The 21163-nt window shown below is 35.2% G+C and carries 18 protein-coding genes and 1 pseudogene; 17 read left to right on the top strand and 2 right to left on the bottom strand.

Annotation, left to right across the window (positions count from 1 at the left end; all coding sequences use genetic code 11):
- Positions 1–131 precede the first annotated feature (131 nt).
- Positions 132–1811, bottom strand: a complete 1680-nt coding sequence (locus BHU61_RS03180; RefSeq protein ID WP_111714586.1) for an Rqc2 family fibronectin-binding protein — start codon at positions 1809–1811, stop codon at positions 132–134.
- Between the two features lie 167 nt (positions 1812–1978).
- Here BHU61_RS03180 and gmk point away from each other — a divergent pair, with 167 nt between their 5' ends.
- The 12 genes and pseudogenes from gmk (at position 1979) to BHU61_RS03240 (ending at position 15820) form a co-directional block, all read left to right on the top strand.
- Complete coding sequence (gene gmk, locus BHU61_RS03185) at positions 1979–2599, top strand: guanylate kinase (protein ID WP_111714587.1); 621 nt, start codon at positions 1979–1981, stop codon at positions 2597–2599.
- A complete protein-coding gene (gene rpoZ / locus BHU61_RS03190; protein WP_099577587.1) occupies positions 2600–2806 on the top strand; it encodes a DNA-directed RNA polymerase subunit omega in 207 nt (68 codons plus the stop codon).
- Between the two features lie 48 nt (positions 2807–2854).
- Positions 2855–4051 (top strand): bifunctional phosphopantothenoylcysteine decarboxylase/phosphopantothenate--cysteine ligase CoaBC, encoded by a 1197-nt coding sequence (gene coaBC / locus BHU61_RS03195; protein WP_170122477.1) that lies wholly within the window; start codon positions 2855–2857, stop codon positions 4049–4051.
- Positions 4048–6425: pseudogene (gene priA, locus BHU61_RS03200) on the top strand (primosomal protein N'). The gene coaBC and the pseudogene priA overlap by 4 nt, the downstream one beginning before the upstream one ends.
- Before the next feature lie 481 nt (positions 6426–6906).
- Complete coding sequence (gene def / locus BHU61_RS03205) at positions 6907–7395, top strand: peptide deformylase (RefSeq protein WP_111714589.1); 489 nt, start codon at positions 6907–6909, stop codon at positions 7393–7395.
- Complete coding sequence (fmt, locus tag BHU61_RS03210) at positions 7382–8320, top strand: methionyl-tRNA formyltransferase (RefSeq protein WP_111715514.1); 939 nt, start codon at positions 7382–7384, stop codon at positions 8318–8320. The genes def and fmt overlap by 14 nt, the downstream gene beginning before the upstream one ends.
- Positions 8310–9620 (top strand): 16S rRNA (cytosine(967)-C(5))-methyltransferase RsmB, encoded by a 1311-nt coding sequence (rsmB, locus tag BHU61_RS03215; RefSeq protein WP_111714590.1) that lies wholly within the window; start codon positions 8310–8312, stop codon positions 9618–9620. The genes fmt and rsmB overlap by 11 nt, the downstream gene beginning before the upstream one ends.
- A gap of 2 nt (positions 9621–9622) precedes the next feature.
- The gene (rlmN, locus tag BHU61_RS03220; RefSeq protein WP_099577601.1) at positions 9623–10714 is read left to right on the top strand and encodes a dual-specificity RNA methyltransferase RlmN; all 1092 of its coding nucleotides are present in this window, start codon (positions 9623–9625) and stop codon (positions 10712–10714) included.
- A 4-nt stretch (positions 10715–10718) separates the two neighbouring features.
- Positions 10719–11456 (top strand): Stp1/IreP family PP2C-type Ser/Thr phosphatase, encoded by a 738-nt coding sequence (locus tag BHU61_RS03225; protein WP_111714591.1) that lies wholly within the window; start codon positions 10719–10721, stop codon positions 11454–11456.
- Positions 11457–13514 carry a Stk1 family PASTA domain-containing Ser/Thr kinase gene (gene pknB / locus BHU61_RS03230; protein WP_111714592.1) on the top strand — a complete coding sequence of 686 codons (2058 nt, stop codon included), beginning with the start codon at positions 11457–11459 and terminating at the stop codon, positions 13512–13514.
- A 110-nt stretch (positions 13515–13624) separates the two neighbouring features.
- Positions 13625–14491: a hypothetical protein gene (locus BHU61_RS03235; RefSeq protein ID WP_111714593.1), complete on the top strand. Its 867-nt coding sequence runs from the start codon at positions 13625–13627 to the stop codon at positions 14489–14491.
- Between the two features lie 51 nt (positions 14492–14542).
- The gene (locus tag BHU61_RS03240) at positions 14543–15820 is read left to right on the top strand and encodes a cytochrome P450 (protein ID WP_111714594.1); all 1278 of its coding nucleotides are present in this window, start codon (positions 14543–14545) and stop codon (positions 15818–15820) included.
- A gap of 41 nt (positions 15821–15861) precedes the next feature.
- Here BHU61_RS03240 and BHU61_RS03245 read toward each other — a convergent pair whose 3' ends face one another.
- The gene (locus BHU61_RS03245; RefSeq protein ID WP_111714595.1) at positions 15862–16170 is read right to left on the bottom strand and encodes a rhodanese-like domain-containing protein; all 309 of its coding nucleotides are present in this window, start codon (positions 16168–16170) and stop codon (positions 15862–15864) included.
- 90 nt (positions 16171–16260) lie between these two features.
- Between BHU61_RS03245 and BHU61_RS03250 the strand changes: the two genes are divergently transcribed.
- The 5 genes from BHU61_RS03250 (at position 16261) to rpe (ending at position 21162) form a co-directional block, all read left to right on the top strand.
- Positions 16261–16584, top strand: coding sequence for a hypothetical protein (locus BHU61_RS03250; protein WP_111714596.1), 324 nt, complete (start codon positions 16261–16263; stop codon positions 16582–16584).
- Between the two features lie 91 nt (positions 16585–16675).
- Positions 16676–18658, top strand: coding sequence for a KUP/HAK/KT family potassium transporter (locus BHU61_RS03255; protein ID WP_242444213.1), 1983 nt, complete (start codon positions 16676–16678; stop codon positions 18656–18658).
- A gap of 130 nt (positions 18659–18788) precedes the next feature.
- A complete protein-coding gene (locus BHU61_RS03260; protein WP_111714598.1) occupies positions 18789–19628 on the top strand; it encodes a formate/nitrite transporter family protein in 840 nt (279 codons plus the stop codon).
- A gap of 14 nt (positions 19629–19642) precedes the next feature.
- Entirely contained in the window at positions 19643–20518 is an 876-nt protein-coding gene (rsgA, locus tag BHU61_RS03265; RefSeq protein ID WP_111715516.1) for a ribosome small subunit-dependent GTPase A, read from the top strand.
- On the top strand, positions 20515–21162 hold the full coding sequence (rpe, locus tag BHU61_RS03270) for a ribulose-phosphate 3-epimerase (protein ID WP_111714599.1): 648 nt from the start codon (positions 20515–20517) through the stop codon (positions 21160–21162). The genes rsgA and rpe overlap by 4 nt, the downstream gene beginning before the upstream one ends.
- Position 21163: the final 1 nt, after the last annotated feature.

Genomic DNA, 21163 nt, shown 5'->3' on the forward strand with positions numbered 1-21163 from the left:
TATTTTAGTTGTCTGATATCTACTTCTTAACATCCTTTTCATTTATCACTGCAATGATAACAAATTCTTTTATTATTGTAGATTGCCAAAGTAAAGACATAATAATAAAGAAATCGTAAGACTAAATAGCCCTACGATTCATTTTCTCTGTAATCTTCTTTCATCTGCTGAATATATTTCACATCTGGTGTAACAACTACTGTCGATTGATCGGTATATGTGACAAATCCTGGTTTAGAACCATTTGGTTTATATACATAACGAATTTCTGTGTAATCCACAGGTATCTTAGATGATCCTTGTGCTTTCGAGAAATGTCCTGCTAAAAAGGCTGCATCTTCAATCGTACCATCAGTCGGTTGTGCATCTAATATAACGACATGACTGCCTGGAATATCTTTTGTATGGAACCAGAGATAATTATTTCTGCCCATCTTATGTGTGATATATTCATTTTGCAGATTATTTCTTCCAACTACAATTACATGATTATCTCGCGATAAATAGTGATCGATTTCTTGTGTCTTCTTTTTCTTCTTATCATTCTTTTTATGTTTTTTCTTAATTAAATTTTGTTCAGCCAGCTCATTACGAATATCATCGATGTCATCGAGCTCAATATGATTGAGCTGCATTTGAATGGTCTGGATATATTCAATTTCATCTTTTGTTTCTTCTATCTGAACGATAGCATGTTGTTTTCTCGTTTTAAGACGATTGTACTGCTTGTAATAATATTGCGCATTTTCAGCAGGCGATTTTCTTGGATTTAAAGGAATTGTTACTGTTTCATCGTTATAATAATTCACAGTTTCAAATGCTTCCATGCCTTGTTTTAGCATATACATATTACTTGTAATTAATTCACCGAATAAATTCATTTCATCCATTCGTTTTGTTTCTTCAAGTTCATTCACGAGTTTTGCCAGTTTCTTCTCGTTTTTCTGAAGTAAGCTGGTTAAGTGACGGGCAAGATCGTTCGTCTGGTTTCTTACGCGCTCACGTGTTGCACGGTCTTTATAAAAGTGATCTAACAATTCACTTAAACTATCGAAAGATTCTACATCTGTAATAAATGGTACAGGTTTATAATAGAAATCTTCTTTATCGTTTAATGTAAATGCAACTGGTCTGATAAACTGATCAGTCATAAAGTTTTTAAATGCAGCATCTATATCGTTATCTGAAGCTAACAGTGCATTGACGGCAACCGGACTGAACCCCTCTAGTGCGTTGAGTAATGCTTTTTTAATCGGCAGCTCTGGATTAAGTAAGTCACTGACTGTAATAATTTCGTGTGGATTATGTTTTTTTAATGTTGGCGGGAATTCATAACTAAAGCCTGGCATTAACGTTCTAGCACTGTTCGTATTTGGTGTTAAATGTTTTAAGCTATCGAGTATTTTTTTATTTTCATCAGTAAGAATAATGTTGCTATGTTTACCCATTATTTCAATATAAAGATGTCGTACGATACGATCACCAATTTCATTTGTGTTATTGATGATGATTTCTATAATTCGGTCATTTCCAATTTGATTGATGTTCGAGACAATGCCGCCTTCAATATGTTTACGTAATACACGTAAGAACATCGGTGGCTCGAACGGGTTATCAAAGTTACCAGTTGTTAATTGTAATCGTGCAAAGTTAGGATGTGCTGATATAAGAAGTTTCTGATTCTTTCTATTCGCACGGATGACGAGTATTACTGTATAATCATCAGGTTGTGTAATTTTATTAATACGTGCTGTTTCTAAAAATGATATTTCTTTAATCATTTGATGTGTAAATAAGCCATCAAAAGCCATATGCTCACCTCTTTTTTTCGTCCCTTTAGTGTATCATGAATTCATTCATCATCATATATAAGTGCACATTTATAATAGAAAACATAGCTGTTTAATATTATCATGTATTTTTCTTAAGTTTTATGATAAATTTAAATATAATCACTTTTAGATGAAAGGTCGTTATTATGGAGAAAGAAAAAGGGTTATTAATTGTTCTATCAGGTCCATCAGGTGTTGGTAAAGGTACAGTGCGTAAAGCAATATTCGATGATCCGGAAACTGATTTTGAGTATTCAATTTCTATGACTACACGCGGCCAACGCGTTGGAGAGGTTGATGGCGTAGATTACTTCTTTAAATCAAGAGAAGAATTTGAAGCATTGATAAAAGAAGATGCATTTATAGAATATGCAGAATATGTTGGTAATTATTACGGAACACCTGTACAATATGTTAGGGATACGATGGATGCAGGTAAAGATGTATTTTTAGAAATAGAAGTGCAGGGTGCACGTCAAGTACGTAAGAAATTTCCTGAAGCTTTATTTATCTTTTTGGCACCACCTACTTTAGAACATTTAGAACAGCGTTTAATCGGTCGTGGTACTGAATCACAAGAAGTGATACAAAACCGTATTAATGAAGCGCGTAAAGAAGTAGAAATGATGAATTTATATGATTATGTTGTCATCAATGATGAAGTAATGGAAGCAAAACAAAAGGTGCAGACCATCGTAGAAGCAGAACACTTAAAACGTGAACGCATAGAAGCGCGTTTTAGAAAAATGATATTGGAGGCAAAATAGATGTTAAATCCACCGTTAGATCAATTGAAGAAAAATGTAAATTCTAAATACTTAATCGTAACACTTGCAGCTAAACGTGCGCGTGAATTACAGGATAATCCAGAAGGTGCATTATTAGATGATTACATCTCATATAAACCAGTTGGCCGTTCTTTAGAAGAAATCGCAGCGCATAAAATTAGAATTACGAATGAATTACCAAATTAAAACTAAGACTGACAAATTAATTTTTGTCAGTTTTTTTACTAGGAGGAAATCATGAAAATAATATTAGGTGTAACAGGTGGTATTGCGGCATATAAAGCGATTGACTTAACGAGCAAACTGACACAGGCTGGTCATGAAGTACGTGTGATTATGACGGAGGGTGCACTGGAATTCGTAACACCACTGGCATTTCAGGCACTGAGTCGAAATCCTGTGTATACGGATATCTTTAAAGAACATAATCCAGCTGAAATTCAACATATTAGTCTCACCGATTGGGCAGACTGTATGGTAATCGCACCGATTACCGCATCAACTATTGGTAAGATGGCACATGGTATCAGTGATAATATGCTTACTGCAACGTATTTAGCATATACTGGTCCTGTATATATTGCACCTGCGATGAACGCTAAAATGTACGATCATCCTGCAGTCATTGAAAATTTAAAGACATTACATCATAGAGGTGTCCAAATCATTGAACCAGGCGCAGGTTTTTTAGCCTGTGGTTATATTGCAAAAGGACGCATGAGTGAACCGATTGATATTATGAATATCATCACTACAAAACAGCATATTAAACTAGTTGAACAGAATTTAACGGGTAAAAGTGTGCTGATTACAGCTGGACCTACCATTGAGAAAATAGATCCGGTGCGTTATTTAACAAATCGTTCTTCTGGCAAAATGGGGTACAGTTTAGCTGAAGCGGCAAGTGTACGCGGTGCGCATGTCACGTTAATTTCAATGGATTTACCACTAGATGTGCCACAAGGTGTAAATCATATCAAAATTGAAAGTGCTGAAGAAATGTTCAATGCAGTAAAAGATAACATGGAAGAAGCGGATATTATTATCAAAGCAGCCGCAGTTGCAGACTATACGCCTGTTGAAGTGTATGATCAGAAGCTTAAGAAAAAAGACGGTGATTTAACGATTACATTTAAACGTACACAGGACATTCTAATGTATATCGGGACACATAAAACGCATCAATATGTTATCGGATTTGCAGCTGAAACCGAACAGGTTGAAAAGTATGCACGCGGCAAACTCGTTAAGAAAAATGCTGATGTCATTATTGCAAATAACGTTGGTGACAAAACGATTGGTTTCAAGTCAGATGATAATGCAGTAACGATGTATTTTAAAGATGGAAGTGAAGCTTCAATTGAAAAACAGCCGAAATTAGGTGTTGCTCACGAAATATTAACACAAGTGATAAAGAAGGGATTTAATTGATCGCAAAAGTTATTGTAGATGTGAATAGCAAACGGGTCGACAGATTATTTGATTATTTAATTCCCGATCATCTAGAAACACAAATAATACCTGGCATGCGCGTCGTCGTTCCCTTTGGGCCACGGAAAGTCCAAGGGTATGTGATTGCATTAAGTGAGACAGCTGAATTTGATAAATTAAAACCGATCATCAGTGTACAGGATTATGTACCAGAATTGACACAGGAACTGATTGAGTTGAGTGAATGGATGAGCTATACACATGTTTCAAAACGCATTGCAGTCCTTGATGCCATGCTGCCTGCAGCTTTAAAAGGAAAGTATAAGAAGATATTACGTATCGTAAATGACGAGGATATACCGCAAGATTTAATAAAATATTTTAACAATGATCAATTATATTTAGAGCGTGCACAAGAATTAGAAATGATGTCGATACTTACCCCATTTATTAAAAACGGAAATATCGTAGAAGATATTGAAGTGACACAGAAAAATAAAGTGAAAAAATTACTTGGTGTAAAGCTAGTTCCAGGCGTTGATTATGAGTCATTATCAAAAAATGATAAGCAGCTTGCAGCATGTGAGGAAGTGTTGTCGAACCGTGAAGGATTAACATTTGTTGCATTAGAAGCACGAGGTATCTCAAAAGGGGTATGTAACACACTGATAAAGAACGGTGTGTTCGAAAAAGTCGAACTAGAACAAATGCGAGATCCATTTGCACATAAAGTATTTTTTGAAGATGATAAGAAACAACTGCTTCCTGAACAGCAAATTGCGTATAACGTAATTCACGAAGCTTATGAAAATAAAAAAGCTGAGACATTTTTACTACATGGTGTTACAGGGTCAGGTAAGACAGAAGTATATTTACAGCTCATTAGCGATGTTTTAGACAATAATCAGCAGGCGATTGTGCTTGTCCCTGAAATTGCATTGACACCTCAAATGGTTGACCGTTTTAAATCACGATTTGGTGATGAAGTGGCAGTATTACATTCGGGACTATCAAGCGGTGAACGATATGATGAGTGGCGTAAAATTAAGAACCAGACTGCAAGTGTATCAGTTGGTGCGCGAAGTAGTATATTCGCACCATTCAAAGATATCGGTATCATCATCATCGACGAAGAACACGAAACGACTTATAAACAAGAAGATTATCCAAGATATCATGCACGAGAGATAGCAGAATGGCGTGCGCAATATCATCAATGCCCACTCGTATTAGGAAGTGCGACACCATCACTAGAAAGTTATGCAAGAGCTGAAAAGGGCGTCTATACGAAGCTTGAAATGTTAACGCGTGCAAATCAGCAGGCGATGCCTGAAATGTATATTGCCAATATGCGTGATGAACTGGCAAATGGCAATCGATCGATGTTCTCTGAAATTTTGAAAGAAAAGATTCAGGAAAAAATCGATAAAGATGAACAGGTCGTACTATTTTTAAATCGACGAGGACATGCACAATTTATGTTATGCCGTGATTGTGGTCATGTACCGATGTGTCCAAACTGTGATATCAGTCTGACATATCATAAGTTTACCGATGAACTTAAATGTCACTATTGTGGATATAAAGAACCTCCAGTAAACGTATGTCCAAGCTGTGGCAGTGACCATATCCGTGAGATGGGTGTTGGGACACAAAAAGTTGAAGAAATTATTTATGAGACATTTCGTGATGCGAAAGTATCCGCATGGATAATGACACGACAAGAAAGAAAGGATCTCATGAAAAACTGCTTGAGCAGTTTAAGCGAAAAGAAGCGAATATATTACTTGGTACCCAGATGATTGCGAAAGGCTTAGACTTTCCGGATATTACACTCGTTGGAGTATTAAATGCAGACACGATGCTGAATCTACCCGATTTCCGTGCTAGCGAGAAAACGTATCAATTACTTACACAAGTATCCGGACGTGCAGGAAGAAGCACGAAAAGCGGTGAAGTCGTCATTCAGACATACAATCCGGAACATTATGCCATACAATATGCAGTAGCAAATAATTACCATGGATTTTATAAAGAAGAAATGGCGTATCGTAGACTAGGGAAGTATCCACCGTATTTTTATATGGTATACCTGAATTTTAGTCATCACGATTTAAGGAAAGTACTACTCGAAAGTAAACATATACATCAAATATTATTACAACATTTGACGCCGGGAAGTTATGTATTAGGGCCTGCACCAAGTCCGATTGCACGCATTAACAACCAGCACCGTTTCCAGATTATGATTAAGTTTAAGTCGGAACCGGAATTACTGAAAGCATTGAACTACCTTGATGATTATTATCATGAGCAGTTTGTGAAAGATAAGTTTACGCTGCATATAGATATTAATCCATATATGATGATGTGATGTGAATTGTAAAGTTGTGACGGAAACGGTAGTATTTGAAGAATACAACCGCTTCTGCAAAGAAAAATTAAAATCACGGGAGTAAGCGGTAGTATTTCAAAAATACAGCCGCTTCTGCTAAGAAAGAATTAAAATCACGGGAGTAAGCGGTAGTATTTCAAAAATACAGCCGCTTCCGTAAAGAAAAAATTAAAATCACGGGAGTAAACGGTAGTATTTCAAAAATACAGCCGCTTCTGCTAAGAAAGAATTAAAATCACGGGAGTAAGCGGTAGTATTTACAGAATACAGTCGCTTCCGCATCACAAAATCAAACCCACTCACCCCAACATTTTGTATATAACCGCAAAATGTAGTAAAATGACACTAAACACTCTCTTTAGCCAAAGTTAAAGAGAGTTTTATCATTCAAACGAATATATCGCAATCTTACGCAAAATAAAGTAAAATAGAATGATTGAATAAAAAAGGAGCAAGTCCATTGATTAAACCATTATTAGATAAAAATGATGCATTACTGCATAGAGAAGTGAAAGATGTAACGGCTTTTGACGATAGTCTAAAAGCTTTGATTCAGGATTTAGAAGATAGTTTATACCATTATAATGGTGTAGGTATTGCAGCACCTCAAATTGGTGTCGATTTAAAAGTTGCACTGGTTGATATGGAACAGGATGGTATTTTACAGCTCGTAAATCCAGAGATTACTTATTACTCGGAAGTTAAAGAGAGTGATGTTGAGGGTTGTTTATCGGTGCCGGATGTATTTGGTATGGTTGATCGTTCAACAGAAATTGTTGTAAAAGCAAATGATTTAGAAGGTAATGAAATTGAAATGACAGCATATGATGATATCGCGCGTATCATTCAACATGAAGTTGATCACCTGTACGGTACAATGTTTACTGATAAAGTAACGCGTTACGTATCTGAAGAAGAGCTGGAGGCGATGTATGATGAAGAAGCCTAATATTATTTTTATGGGAACACCTGACTTTTCAGCACCGATCTTAAAGGCTGTACACGAAGTATATGGTGTATCACATGTAATAACACAACCGGATAAACCTGTCGGACGTAAGAGAGTGCTTACGGCTCCCCCTGTAAAAGTTCAGGCAACAGAACTTGGGATCGAAGTTTATCAACCGGAAAAGATGACAAGTGATGAAGCTTATGAATATGTTCAAAACTTAAATCCAGATCTTATTATTACAGCAGCATACGGTCAATTGTTACCTGAGCGTGTGCTTGAAATTCCTCGACTTGGTTGTATAAATGTACATGCTTCATTGTTACCGAAATATCGTGGAGGTGCACCGATTCATAAAGCTATTATCAATGGTGAAAGAGAATCAGGTGTTACTATTATGTACATGGCTAAAAAACTAGATGCTGGTGATATGATTGCTCAAGTTGTTGTACCAATTGAACAAAATGATACAGTTGGCACATTACATGACAAATTAAGTACAGCAGGTACGAAATTGTTAATACAGACTTTACCGGATATATTTGCAGAAACAAATGACAGAATACCGCAAGATCACGACGCCGCAACGTTTGCTTCAAACGTCAGTCGAGAAGAAGAATTTGTTTCTTTTGATCGAACTAGTCAAGCCGTTCATGATCATATCCGTGGGTTAAGTCCATGGCCGGTAGGTTTTGCTAAACTTGATGGACAAAACATGAAACTCTGGATGTCTGAAATTGTGGAGGGTTCAGGACAACCGGGAGAAATAATAAGTACAGATAATAAAGGGATTAAAGTGGCGACAAACGACGGTGCAGTGTTGCTCACTGAAGTTCAACCTGCTGGCAAGAAACGAATGAATGCCGGTAGTTACGTTGCAGGATTAAAACAAACGATTGTGGGGCAGACATTTAATGGAGCATAAACGTAGTGTTAGATATATTGCCTTAGAAATTTTGGATCAGGTTTTAACGGATGGTGGCTATAGCAATTTGCTTATTAATGAAGCGATTAAAGAAGGTTATGTTGAACCTGTTGATAGAGCATTACTCACTGAACTTGTTTACGGGACTTTACAACATAAATTAACGCTTGAGTTTTACATTGAACCTTTTATAAAAGCAAATATTAAAGGTTGGATGCGTCGTTTACTATTAATGAGTGTTTATCAGGCTGTATATTTAGACAAAGTACCTGATCATGCGATTATTAATGAAGCGGTTGAAATCACAAAGCAACGTGGCTCAGTTAGTGGTGCCAATACAATGAATGCTATTTTGCGTAACTTCCAGCGTAGTGAATTACGCGATTTTGCTGAAATTAAAGATGACCTAAAGCGTTTAAGTATTGAAACAAGTACACCGCTTTGGTTAATTAAACATTGGAATACACATTTCGGTTACGATAAGACACGTGCGATGGCGGAAGAATTTCTGACGTATCCTGATACAACGGTGCGTGTCAATACGACAAAAATTACGATTGAAGAAGCAATTCAGCGATTACAGGATGAAGGCTATACTGTTGAACAGTCAGAGATTATTCCGGAATGTCTAGCGATTGATGGGCTGCCTATCGTACAGAATCCATTATTTAAACATGGTTTCTTAAGCGTTCAGGATGCATCAAGTATGCTTGTTGCAAATGTGTTAGATCCACAAGAGGGAGAAACAATCCTTGATACATGTAGTGCACCTGGTGGTAAGTCTTGTCATATTGCTGAAAAGATGAACCGAACTGGTCGCGTTATCAGTCATGATGTCTATCCGCATAAGATTGATTTGATTAAATATAATATTAATCGTTTAAGTTTACGCAATATAGAACCTTCAGTTCATGATGCGCTCGAACCTTTTGAAGGAATGTATGATAGAGTCCTTGTCGACGCACCTTGCTCAGGATTTGGTGTCATTAAACGTAAACCTGAGATTAAATATGAAAAGACACCTAAAGATATTGATACACTTTGGCCGATGCAATTAGAAATACTCACGAATGCCAGTAAAGTTGTAAAACCAGGTGGTCTCTTAGTATACTCAACATGTACGATAGAACAGATGGAAAATGACAACGTAGTCTACTCATTTATAAAACAGAACCCGGATTTCGAGATTGAACCGATAAAATTACCAGTATTAGGTGAACATAAACTATTGCAAATATTACCGCAAGATTTAAAGTCTGACGGATTCTTTATTGCAAAGTTAAGAAGGAAGAGTGAATAATTATGGCTTTATTAGAAAAGAAGAATAAAAAATTTATGCCCAATTTTGAAAAACCGTCAATCTACTCATTACAATTGGATGAGTTAAAAGATTGGTTAGCAGATCACAAGCAACAATCATTTAGAGCGAAACAAATTTTTGACTGGTTATATGTAAAACGTGTAACAAGTTTTGAAGATATGACGAACTTATCAAAAGAATTACGCGAAGTGCTAGAAAGCAACTTTACGATGACGACTTTAAAAACAGTCGTTAAGCAGGAAAGTAAGGATGGAACAATTAAGTTCTTATTTGAACTACAAGACGGATATACAATTGAAACAGTTTTAATGCGTCACGATTACGGTAATTCTGTCTGTGTTACGACACAAGTTGGTTGTCGTATCGGCTGTACATTCTGTGCATCTACGTTAGGTGGATTAAAACGTAATTTAGAAGCGGGTGAAATCGTTGCTCAAGTACTTGCAGTGCAACAAGCGCTGGATTTAACAGAAGAACGTGTAAGTCACGTTGTTATTATGGGTATCGGTGAACCATTCGAAAACTACGAAGAAATGATGGACTTTTTAAAGATTATTAACCATGATGATGGATTAAACATTGGCGCACGTCATATCACAGTTTCTACATCTGGTATCATACCAAGAATCTATGATTTCGCGGATGAAGCATTACAAATTAACTTTGCATTAAGTCTACACGGTCCTAATAATGATATTAGAAGTCGTTTAATGCCGATTAACCGTGCATATGATCTTGAGAAGTTAATGGAATCAATTGAATACTATGTGAATAAGACAGGACGCCGTATCACTTTTGAATATGGTTTATTTGGTGGCGTGAATGATCAGGTACATCATGCGAAAGAGCTTGCTAAACTAATTAAACATTTAAACTGTCACGTGAATTTAATTCCGGTTAACCATGTACCGGAACGTGATTACGTACGTACACCGAAAGAAGACATCTTTAAGTTCGAAAAAGAATTAAAAAGAAATGGAATAAATGCTACAATTAGACGTGAACATGGTGCAGATATTGATGCTGCATGTGGACAATTACGCGCGAAAGAAAGAGCAGAAGAAACGAGGTAGTCATATGCACGCACGTTTTTTTACGGATATGGGACCGGTCAGACAACGCAATGAAGATGCTGGCGGAGTATATTACAATCATACTGGACAGATGCTCGTAGTTATTTGTGATGGTATGGGTGGACATAATGCAGGGGATGTAGCAAGTAATTTTGTTAATGATTTACTTGGTGCACGTTTTACAGAGGAAAACTATATTGAACGTCAAAATGCTGAAAGTTGGCTGAAAAGTAATATCTCGGATATTAATCGTCAACTTTATCAGCGAAGTCATGAAAATAATGAAAATCAAGGAATGGGTACTACTCTAGTTTGTGCTTTAATGTTCGACCATCAGGTTGTAATTGCGAACGTTGGTGATTCACGTGCTTATCTTATCAATGAGCGTGAAATGCGCCAGGTAACGCATGATCATACATTTGTAAATCATTTACTGATGGCTGGTGGTTTAACGAAAGAAGAGGCACGTAACCATCCTCAACGCAATGTTATCACAAAAGTTATGGGGTCTGACAAACGTATCCATCCGGATATGTTTGAATATGATTTCGACCGTTATGATTATCTTTTATTATCCTCTGATGGTCTAACTGATTATCTTGAAGAATCATACATACATGATATTATCAAGACGCGTGAAAATGTAAAAGCAGCTGGAGAAGCATTGATTAATGCTTCTGTTGAGGCAGGAGCACGTGATAATATATCTGTAGTACTAGTCCCTTTAAAAGGGGGCGAATAAATGATTGGTACAATTATTAGTGATCGCTATAAGTTAGTGAAATATATCGGCGGTGGAGGAATGAGTAGTGTATACCTCGCCGATGATATTATTTTAGATACACAGGTCGCTGTAAAAATCATTAATATTCCTCCTGTCGATGTTGATCGTGCGGTTAAGCGTTTTGAACGTGAAGTACAGAATGCAACGACATTATCTCATCCTAATATCGTTAAAGTGCTCGATGTCGATGAAGATGAACGTCATTATTATATGATTATGGAATATATTGATGGCCCAACTTTACATGAATATATACGTGATAATAGTCCGTTAGATGTTGAAGAAGCAGTATTCTTCACAAAACAAATATTGCGTGGTATTGAACATGCGCATCAACATCGTATTATACATCGTGATATTAAACCTCAAAATATTTTAATGACGCAATCAAAAGAGCTTAAAATATCTGATTTTGGGATAGCACGCGCATTGAGTGAGACAGCGATGACGCATACGAACCATATTATGGGAAGTGTGCATTACTTGTCACCTGAACAAGCGAAAGGAAAACAAACGGATGAAGCAAGTGATATATATTCAATAGGTATCGTTTTATTTGAAATGTTGACCGGACATCCTCCTCATGAAGGTGAATCTGCAGTCGGTGTAGCAATTAAGCACATTCAGGAACAACTGCCATCTGTAATCGAAGAAAACCCAGCAGTACCTCAAGCGCTTGAAAATATTATTTTGAAAGCAACGATGAAAGAGAAATATCAACGTTACCGTACTACGCAGGAAATGTATGATGATTTAAACACCTGTCTTGACGAAGAACGATCTGAAGAACCGAAAATGATGATTGTTGACGATGCGACAAGGATGATTCCAGTTGTACAAGCTGATGATACGATTGAAATGCATCCTGTTTCAACGATACCAACAGAATCAGTAGAGGTTCAAAATAATGATGAAATTGATAATCATGAACCGAAGAAAAAAAAGAGAAAATGGTGGTTATGGTTATTACCGTTGTTACTTATTTTAGGTTTAGGAACGGCTATTGCTTATATGACCTTTGCACCAAAATATAGTGAAGTACCGGATATCAATGGTAAATCAATATCAGAAGCAACAAGTTTACTTGAACAAAATAATTTACGAAAAGGTCATGTTGATTATGTTTATAATGATTCATATGACGATGGTACTGTGATAGAATCTGACCCAATGATTGGAGAAAAAGTGAAAGAGTTATCACTAATAAATCTCACTGTATCGAAAGGCACTAAAAAGTTTATGTTTGAAGATTATGTGGGTCAGGATATCATGAAGGTCAAGAAAAAATTAGAAAAGCAAGGTTTCAAATCAGTGAAAGTTAAGCAAGTCTATAATTATGAGAAGTCAGGCACGATTATTAAACAAAATGTAAAGGGTAATAAAGAAGTGGTGCCTCAAGATACGAATGTTGTTTTTACAGTTTCTAAAGGCGTTGAAGAGATATTTGTACAGGATTATACGGGTCAATCCTTTGAAAAAGCCAAAGTTGAACTTGAGCAATTAGGTTTTGTCGTTAATGTGGTACAAGTAATATATTCTGATGACGTTGCAAAAGGTGATATTATTTCTCAGAATGTCCGTAACATAAAGTTCCCTTATGGATCAACAATAAATTTTGAAGTATCAAAAGGAAAAGAGAAAAAGAATACAGAAGAGAAAGTCACTACTGAAACACCAGAAGAAAAAGATAAGAAGTACATCGGAACGGTTAGTATTCCGTATAAAGGCAAAGAAGTGACGCCAACAACAGAAGCACCTGCTACAAATGAAGAAGGTGATACTGTAGAACAACCTTCTGAACCGCCTGCTACCGAAAAGATGCCACAACTTGTCGAGATTTTTATTAAAGATAAAAACAATGATATTTCAACAATCTATGAATCTTATGAAACAACAAAAGAAAGTAAGAAAAGATTAGTACTTACAGTTGAACCAGATACACAAGGTGCGATTATTATAAAAATTGATGGCAAGACGTATTTGCAGGAACAAATCGATTATGACGAAATTGAATAGTTTTTTAGACGGCATAGTAAATTCATTTTTTGCCGTCTTTTTATGCTTTTTATTTGTAATATTTAATAATTAAACCTATATTTTAAATATACACACAAGGGGGTCACGACATGTCATACCATTACCACGAAATATTTTCTGAAGTGAAAGAGAAAATAGCAGCACAGTATAATTTATCAGATGATGCTGCAAATACATTATATTTAAATATTATCAAAAATCTAGCACCGAACAATGACTATACTTTTCAACAGATTATGTTGGAATATTTAACTGAACTACAAATAAAAAGCCTGTTTTTCTTTCACAAAGATATGGTAGGACATAATGGCTTTTACGTAAAAAAACAAGGTGATGTGTTAATCGTCACAGAAGTAAATGATGATAATCGTCTCGTTGTTGGGGATGTCATTACAAAAATGAGTAATGATGAAATTAATATTCTTGAATCGAGATACAAAAAATTGTTATTTCATGAAGATGATAATAATCAGGACTGGACACATATTATTGCTAAACAATCACAGCTTACAGTTTTACGCAGGGCAGAAGAATATACATTTGATGTACAGCACTTCAATCAATTTCCAGAAAATACAGTAAGACGATATGACGGCTATCAGGTTGTTACAATCTATAATTTTGATGAATTGATTACATATCAGCATGATGTTCCTGTAATTTTAGATCTTCGTTATGCACGTGGTATAAAGTCACATCAATATGCAGCTGATATTATCCTGATATCACCATTAACGAAAGGAAGTCCTGAGTATTTTGCATCACAAAGTAATGCAAAGAAAATTGGAGAAAATTCTTTCGGTGCGGCAAACATCTTTAATACAATTGAATTTGATGACTTTGTATTCGTATATGGCACAGATGAAGAATTTGTAGTTCAACCGGATATACATATAACGAACGAAGCAGAAAGTGATGCAATAATGGAAGAGGCAAAACGAATAATTTTAAGTTAAATTTTTGTAATTTAGGGTATAGATAATTAATACTTATTAGGGGGAATCATCATGGCGAAAAGAATGCCAAAAGATAGAGGTCTTGATAATACTTTAACGATTATGAAAGAAGGATATGAATATATCCAGAATCGTACGAAAAAATTTAATTCAAATGTATTTGAAACGCGTGTTCTAGGCGGTAAACAAGCTGTTGTTATTAGCGGTAAACAAGCTGCTGAATTATTTTATGATAACGATAAAATTGAAAGATCTGGTACATTACCACCTCGTGTAGTTAAGACGTTATTTGGGAAAGGTGCGATACATACAACGACGGGCAAAAAGCATATTGATAGAAAAGCTTTATTTATGTCATTAATGACAGATGAAAATTTAACATATTTACGTAAGTTAACGCGCAATTACTGGTTTCAGAATACGCAACGTATGCAGTTAATGGATGAAGTGAACATATATAAAGAGTCTATTATTTTATTAACAAAAGTTGGCTTTAGATGGGCCGGTATTATCGAAACACCTGAAAATATTGAACAACATGCAATGGATATGGATAAGATGATTGATTCATTTGGAGCAATCGGTTCACCATATAAAGGATATCGTGAAGCTAAAAAAGCACGTGCACGTGTAGAAGATTTCTTAGAAGAGCAAATTATTAAGACACGTAAAGGGAAAATTCATCCTGAACCAGGAAGTGCCTTATATGAATTCAGTCATTGGGAAGATATGAACGGCAAACCAATGGATTCGAGACTTTGTTCTGTAGATTTAATGAATGTGATTCGACCGCTTGTTGCTATTAACCGATTTGTTGCTTATGGGGTACTTGCGATGCATGAGTTTCCTGGAGAAAGAACGCGTGTTGCACGTAATGATAATGATTATGCGTATAAGTTTGTTCAGGAAGTTCGTCGATATTATCCTTTCGTACCTTTCTTGCCAGGTAAAGCTGCTAAGAATATAGAATTTGATGGCTATAAGATTAAGAAAGATACGATGATTATATTAGATGTATTTGGTACATTGCATAGAGAAGATACATTTAGTGAACCAGAACGATTTAATCCGTATCGTTTTGATAATTGGGATGGTAGTCCGTTTGATTTGATTCCTCAAGGTGGAGGAGACTATCATACGAATCATCGCTGTGCAGGAGAATGGATGACAATTATCATTATGGAAGAAACAATGAAATACTTCGCGCAGGAAATTAATTACGATGTGCCACCACAAGATTTTACTGTTGATCGTACGAAATTACCAGGGCGTGTGAAATCAGGTATGATTATAAATAATGTTAGATTGAATATTGATCGTACTAAATAGAAATGTATTTAAAAACCGTGCTCGATTGAGCACGGTTATTTTTAATCTTCTATCTTTACTTCGCCAGTCCAGTCATCCATACCTTGTTCTGCAACTGTAACGTTATAGCCTTTATCTTCTAAGTACTGACCAGCTTTCATTGCACGACCACCTTTTTTACAAATAATAATATATTCAACATCTTTAGCAAGAGCAACTGATTGTGTTTCAATTTCAGATAGTGGAAGATGTGTAGCTTGAGGAATATGACCTGCTACAAATTCATCTAATTCTCTTACATCTAATATTACTGCATCTGTTCCAGTATTGATTGCATCCTGTATCGCGTCTAATGTGATTGTTTTTGTCATTTGTTTCACTCCATTCTTCATTTATAGTAATATCATACATATATTTAGTGCATTTATAAAACAATAAGAAAAATATAAGGGGGGTTATTCATGATATTTTTTACAAAACCATTTAAAAATCTAGAAGATTTTATTATTGAAAAACAGGATCAGTTTCAAGCGATGATAGATCAGCTTCAATTGATGGTGATATTCGGATTTTCTAGTCTAGTTATCTTGATGTTATCGATACTATTCTTCAACTATAGGATTTATCGTCGTATGAGTCAGTCACATATAGATCGAATAAAGCTGGAAGTAGAAAGAGAATTACTTAAAAAATACGATTTGGAATTAAAGCCGGAATATAAAGAAAATCTTGGCAAATCATATAAAAGTATTGATCGTAAAAACGAGAAACTGGGTAATCAATAAGTGTTAAAAAATTTTATTGTAATTTGCTTTAAATGAGAATAAAATGCAAGAATCGGTTGAAATCGATTAGTAAATGATTAGAGGTGCGATAATGCATATAAATCAGAATAAAAAAGTGAATATAGGGATGTTGTTAATCGCTCTTGGTATTGTATATGGCGATATAGGAACATCACCTTTATATGTAATGAAAGCAATAGTATCTGTTAACGGAGGATTATCAAATTTAACAAGAGAATATATTTTAGGATGTCTTTCACTTGTTATATGGACACTCACGATGCTGACAACAATAAAGTACGTGATGATTTGTATGCGTGCGGATAACCATGGTGAAGGTGGTATATTTAGTCTATATACACTCGTACGCAAGCAGAAGAAATGGTTACTTGTTCCGGCAATCATCGGTGGTGCTGCTTTACTCGCCGACGGTATTTTGACACCTGCAGTTACTGTGACATCAGCTATCGAAGGGCTACAGGAAATTCCTTATTTTTATCATAGTTTCGCATCTGATCAAAATAATATTATTATGATTGTTATCGCGATTATTACGGCTATATTTTTTGCTCAACGATTTGGTACAGGAAGTATCGGTAAAATCTTTGGGCCGGTGATGCTGTTATGGTTTTCGATGATGGGTATATTCGGAACGATTCAGCTTATGCAGGATTTATCTGTTTTAGAAGCTTTTAATCCATTACTTGGCATTAAAATATTATTTAGTCCTGACAATAAGATGGGATTATTAATTTTAGGGACAGTATTTTTATGTGCGACTGGTGCAGAAGCACTTTATTCAGATATGGGACATGTCGGTAAAAAGTCAATTTACTACACATGGCCATTTGTAAAAATAATGTTGATTTTAAGCTATCTTGGACAGGGTGCCTGGACAATTCAGCATATTGGAGATACAAAGCATCTAGAAGAAATTAATCCATTTTTTCAGATTATGCCTGAGTCTTTCATTCTTTATGGTGTATTAATGGCGACATTTGCTGCAATCATTGCATCGCAAGCTTTAATTACTGGAGCATACACTTTAGTTTCTGAAGCAATCCATTTAAAGTTTATGCCTAAACTGGATATTAAATATCCTTCGACAGTAAAAGGTCAAATGTATATTCCAACTGTGACAGCAGTTATCTGGTTTTTATGTATACTTGTTGTCCTCTATTTTAAAACGAGTGTCAACATGGAAGCAGCTTATGGATTAAGTATTACTGTAACAATGATGATGACAACAATTTTACTTTCTTATTATCTTAAAACGAAACAAGTCAATACATTGTTATTATATTTAACGATTGGCTTCTTCTTTATATTAGAATTCGCATTCTTTATCTCAAGTCTGGCAAAATTTATGCATGGTGGTTATGTGGCAGTGCTTATTTCTTGCTTGATCATATTTATCATGATCGTATGGTATAACGGTTATTTGATAAAAGATAAACAATCGCATGATGTTGCGATCGATGAATATTTAGGACAACTGAAGTCATTAAAACAAGATCGTAGTGTACCGAAATTTGCGACTAATCTGGTTTACTTAACGACGAATGAAGAGAATCGTATGATAGAGAAACAAGTGATTAAGTCTATATTAGACGGACGTCCAAAACGTGCTGATGTGTATTGGTTTGTAAATGTAAAAGTTAGTGACGAACCGTTTCAGGTTAATTATCGAATAGAAAACTTTAATACTGACTCAATATTTAAAGTTCAGTTAATATTAGGATTTAGAATGCACCAGAACGTCAATTACTATGTTAAGAACATTGCCAGAACTTTAGTTAAAACGAAACAGATGAAAGAGCAGTTCAGACCGTATGGTACTAACAATTTGCGAATTATTAGTGACTTTAAATTTGTAGTACTTAAGGACGAAGTTTTACTGGATGGTGATCTGTTATGGTATGAGCGTCTTATCCTTCAATGGAAGATTGCTATAAAACGATTTACTGCATCACCAGTGAAGTGGTTTGAACTTCCATCCAATGAAGTGATGTACGAAACGATACCGCTTACTACACCGATGACAAAAACGATACCGATGAAACGTATCGATTAATTATAAGCATATCAAAGCAACAGGGCATTTATTTGTCCTGTTGCTTTTTTCTTGGAAAAATAATTATTGTATATTTAGTGAGAATGCATTAAAATTATCTTGTGAAATAAATCACATAAGGAGATAGGATATGAAAAATAATACTCAGTCAACTGAAGCAGACAACTTTAACTTTCCGGAAACCGAAAAGTTTTTTTACGGAAGAAAGTTAATGGATGGGATACAGGACACAGTTTTAACGAAAGAAAGTCTCGTAAAAGATTTTTTTATCAGATATATATTTAGAGCGATGATGGCAGGTTTTATTATCGGATTAATGATAGTATTCACCTGGAAAACGCGCATTGATTTTACGCCATACATTGGTGCAGATCTGGCTAGTCTTGTCGGTGGAATAACTTTCAGTTTTGCACTAATTTTTATTATATTTACCTATTCGGAACTGCTAACAAGTAATTTTATGTATTTTACAGTTGGTATTTTCTATAAATCAGTGACAGTTCGTCGTGCATTACTTGTTTTTACCCTGTGTTTTCTTAGTAATATGATAGGTGGTATATTGTTGTTTAGTCTGTTAAAATTTAGTACAGTAGTATCAAATGATATGCTTGGATTAATGCGTATAATCGTTGATAAGAAGCTTCATTTATCAAATGGTGATATTTTTATTCGCGGAATATTAGCCAACTTTTTTATCAATATTTCTATCATCGTAACGATGCATTTTAAAGAAGCTTTACCAAAGATGGTTGCCATGATTATCGGTGTGACGATATTTGCATATATGGGATATGAACACGTTATCGCTAATGGCGTTATGTTTATCTGTTCTTTATTTTATCAATTCAACCCGGAGAACATCTTACCTATGCTAAGAAATTTATTATTTAGTGGTCTGGGTAATTATGTTGGTGGGGGACTATTTATCGGTTTATTCTATGCATATTTAAATGCTCCGAAAAGACATTAATATAAGAGGTGAATATTATTAAAGGTCAAATTATTAAAGCTTTAAGCGGTTTTTATTATGTGAAAAGTGAAGATGATAGCGCAATTTATCAATGTCGTGCACGAGGAAATTTCAGAAAAAAAGGTATAACACCATATGTCGGTGATTTCGTGACATTTCAAATAGAGAACGAAAACGATGGTTACATTCTTGAGATTCATGAAAGAAAAAATGCACTGGTGCGACCGCCTGTGGCAAATGTAGATCGCGTATTAATCGTCATGAGTGCAAAAGAACCTGAATTCAGTTTAAATTTAGTAGATAAGTTTATTACGATTATTGAATCTTATGATGTAGAACCTGTCCTTCTTGTGACAAAGAAAGATTTATTAAATGAACAGGAAATTAGTTTTATTACGACGCAGTTAAATTATTACGAACGTATTGGATATGAAGTAATGTTCGTTTCAAATCTAGAACAACAAAACTTTAATGATTTAATAAAAGGCATCACTGTGCTTGCTGGACAATCAGGTGTAGGTAAATCATCGTTTATCAATGCTTTAATACCAGATGCGAATTTGAATACTGGTGTTATTAGTAATGCGCTTAATCGAGGGAAACATACGACAAGACATGTTGAATTGATTCCATTAGATCATGGCTATATCGCAGATACACCGGGCTTTAGTTCACTAGATTTAGATAATCTTGATAGAAATACATTAAAATATTGTTTTATTGAATTCGCTGAACGTGCCAATGAATGTAAATTCAGAGAATGTATGCATATCAATGAACCAGGTTGTGCAATTAAAGCAGGTGTTGAAAATGGAGAAATTCTAAAATCTAGATATTTACATTATCAGCAAATGTTAAATGAAATAGACACGAGAAAGGTGAGATACTGATGAAAGTAGCACCAAGTTTACTATCTTGTAATTTTTTAAATTTACAGCAGGAAATTAAGCGTCTGGAAGAAGCAGGAGTAGACTATATACATTTTGATGTGATGGATGGCAATTTCGTTCCAAATATTTCTTTTGCTTTTCCAATCTTAAATCAAATTAGACAAGTTACTGATTTAACGATTGATACACATTTAATGGTCCAGGATCCTGAGCGATACATTCAAACCTTTGCTGAAGCGGGTAGTGATATTATCACCATACATGTTGAAGCAACAAATCATATTCATAGGGCAGTTCAAATGATTCATGCTACAGGGAAGAAAGCTGGTGTTACCCTAAATCCAGGTACACCTATTGATTCCGTTGTACCTCTGCTTAAGGATGTTGACCTTGTGCTTGTCATGACAGTCAATCCTGGCTTTGGTGGTCAGCAATTTATCGAAAATGGTATTGAGAAAATTAAATTTTTAAAAGATTATAAAGAAAAACATCATCTTAATTATGAAATCGAAGTTGATGGTGGGGTAAACAAAGATACTGCTAAAACTTGTATTGAAGCGGGTGCTGAAGTATTAGTAGCAGGATCATACTTCTTTAAGCATAAAGATTTATCAATACCAACAAGTGTATTGAGAGGTGAGTAAT

Source organism: Macrococcus epidermidis (genome assembly GCF_003259695.1).
GTDB classification, from domain to species: domain Bacteria; phylum Bacillota; class Bacilli; order Staphylococcales; family Staphylococcaceae; genus Macrococcoides; species Macrococcoides epidermidis.

Bases quoted from the DNA above. Each gene is read 5' to 3' on its own strand.
- BHU61_RS03250 (WP_111714596.1), top strand. From the start codon at position 16,261: ATGATATTTTTTACAAAACCATTTAAAAATCTAGAAGATTTTATTATT.
- BHU61_RS03245 (WP_111714595.1), bottom strand. From the start codon at position 16,170: ATGACAAAAACAATCACATTAGACGCGATACAGGATGCAATCAATACT.
- BHU61_RS03240 (WP_111714594.1), top strand. From the start codon at position 14,543: ATGGCGAAAAGAATGCCAAAAGATAGAGGTCTTGATAATACTTTAACG.
- pknB (WP_111714592.1), top strand. From the start codon at position 11,457: ATGATTGGTACAATTATTAGTGATCGCTATAAGTTAGTGAAATATATC.
- rlmN (WP_099577601.1), top strand. From the start codon at position 9,623: ATGGCTTTATTAGAAAAGAAGAATAAAAAATTTATGCCCAATTTTGAA.
- rsmB (WP_111714590.1), top strand. From the start codon at position 8,310: ATGGAGCATAAACGTAGTGTTAGATATATTGCCTTAGAAATTTTGGAT.
- rpoZ (WP_099577587.1), top strand. From the start codon at position 2,600: ATGTTAAATCCACCGTTAGATCAATTGAAGAAAAATGTAAATTCTAAA.
- fmt (WP_111715514.1), top strand. From the start codon at position 7,382: ATGAAGAAGCCTAATATTATTTTTATGGGAACACCTGACTTTTCAGCA.
- BHU61_RS03235 (WP_111714593.1), top strand. From the start codon at position 13,625: ATGTCATACCATTACCACGAAATATTTTCTGAAGTGAAAGAGAAAATA.
- gmk (WP_111714587.1), top strand. From the start codon at position 1,979: ATGGAGAAAGAAAAAGGGTTATTAATTGTTCTATCAGGTCCATCAGGT.
- BHU61_RS03180 (WP_111714586.1), bottom strand. From the start codon at position 1,811: ATGGCTTTTGATGGCTTATTTACACATCAAATGATTAAAGAAATATCA.
- BHU61_RS03225 (WP_111714591.1), top strand. From the start codon at position 10,719: ATGCACGCACGTTTTTTTACGGATATGGGACCGGTCAGACAACGCAAT.
- BHU61_RS03255 (WP_242444213.1), top strand. From the start codon at position 16,676: ATGCATATAAATCAGAATAAAAAAGTGAATATAGGGATGTTGTTAATC.
- BHU61_RS03260 (WP_111714598.1), top strand. From the start codon at position 18,789: ATGAAAAATAATACTCAGTCAACTGAAGCAGACAACTTTAACTTTCCG.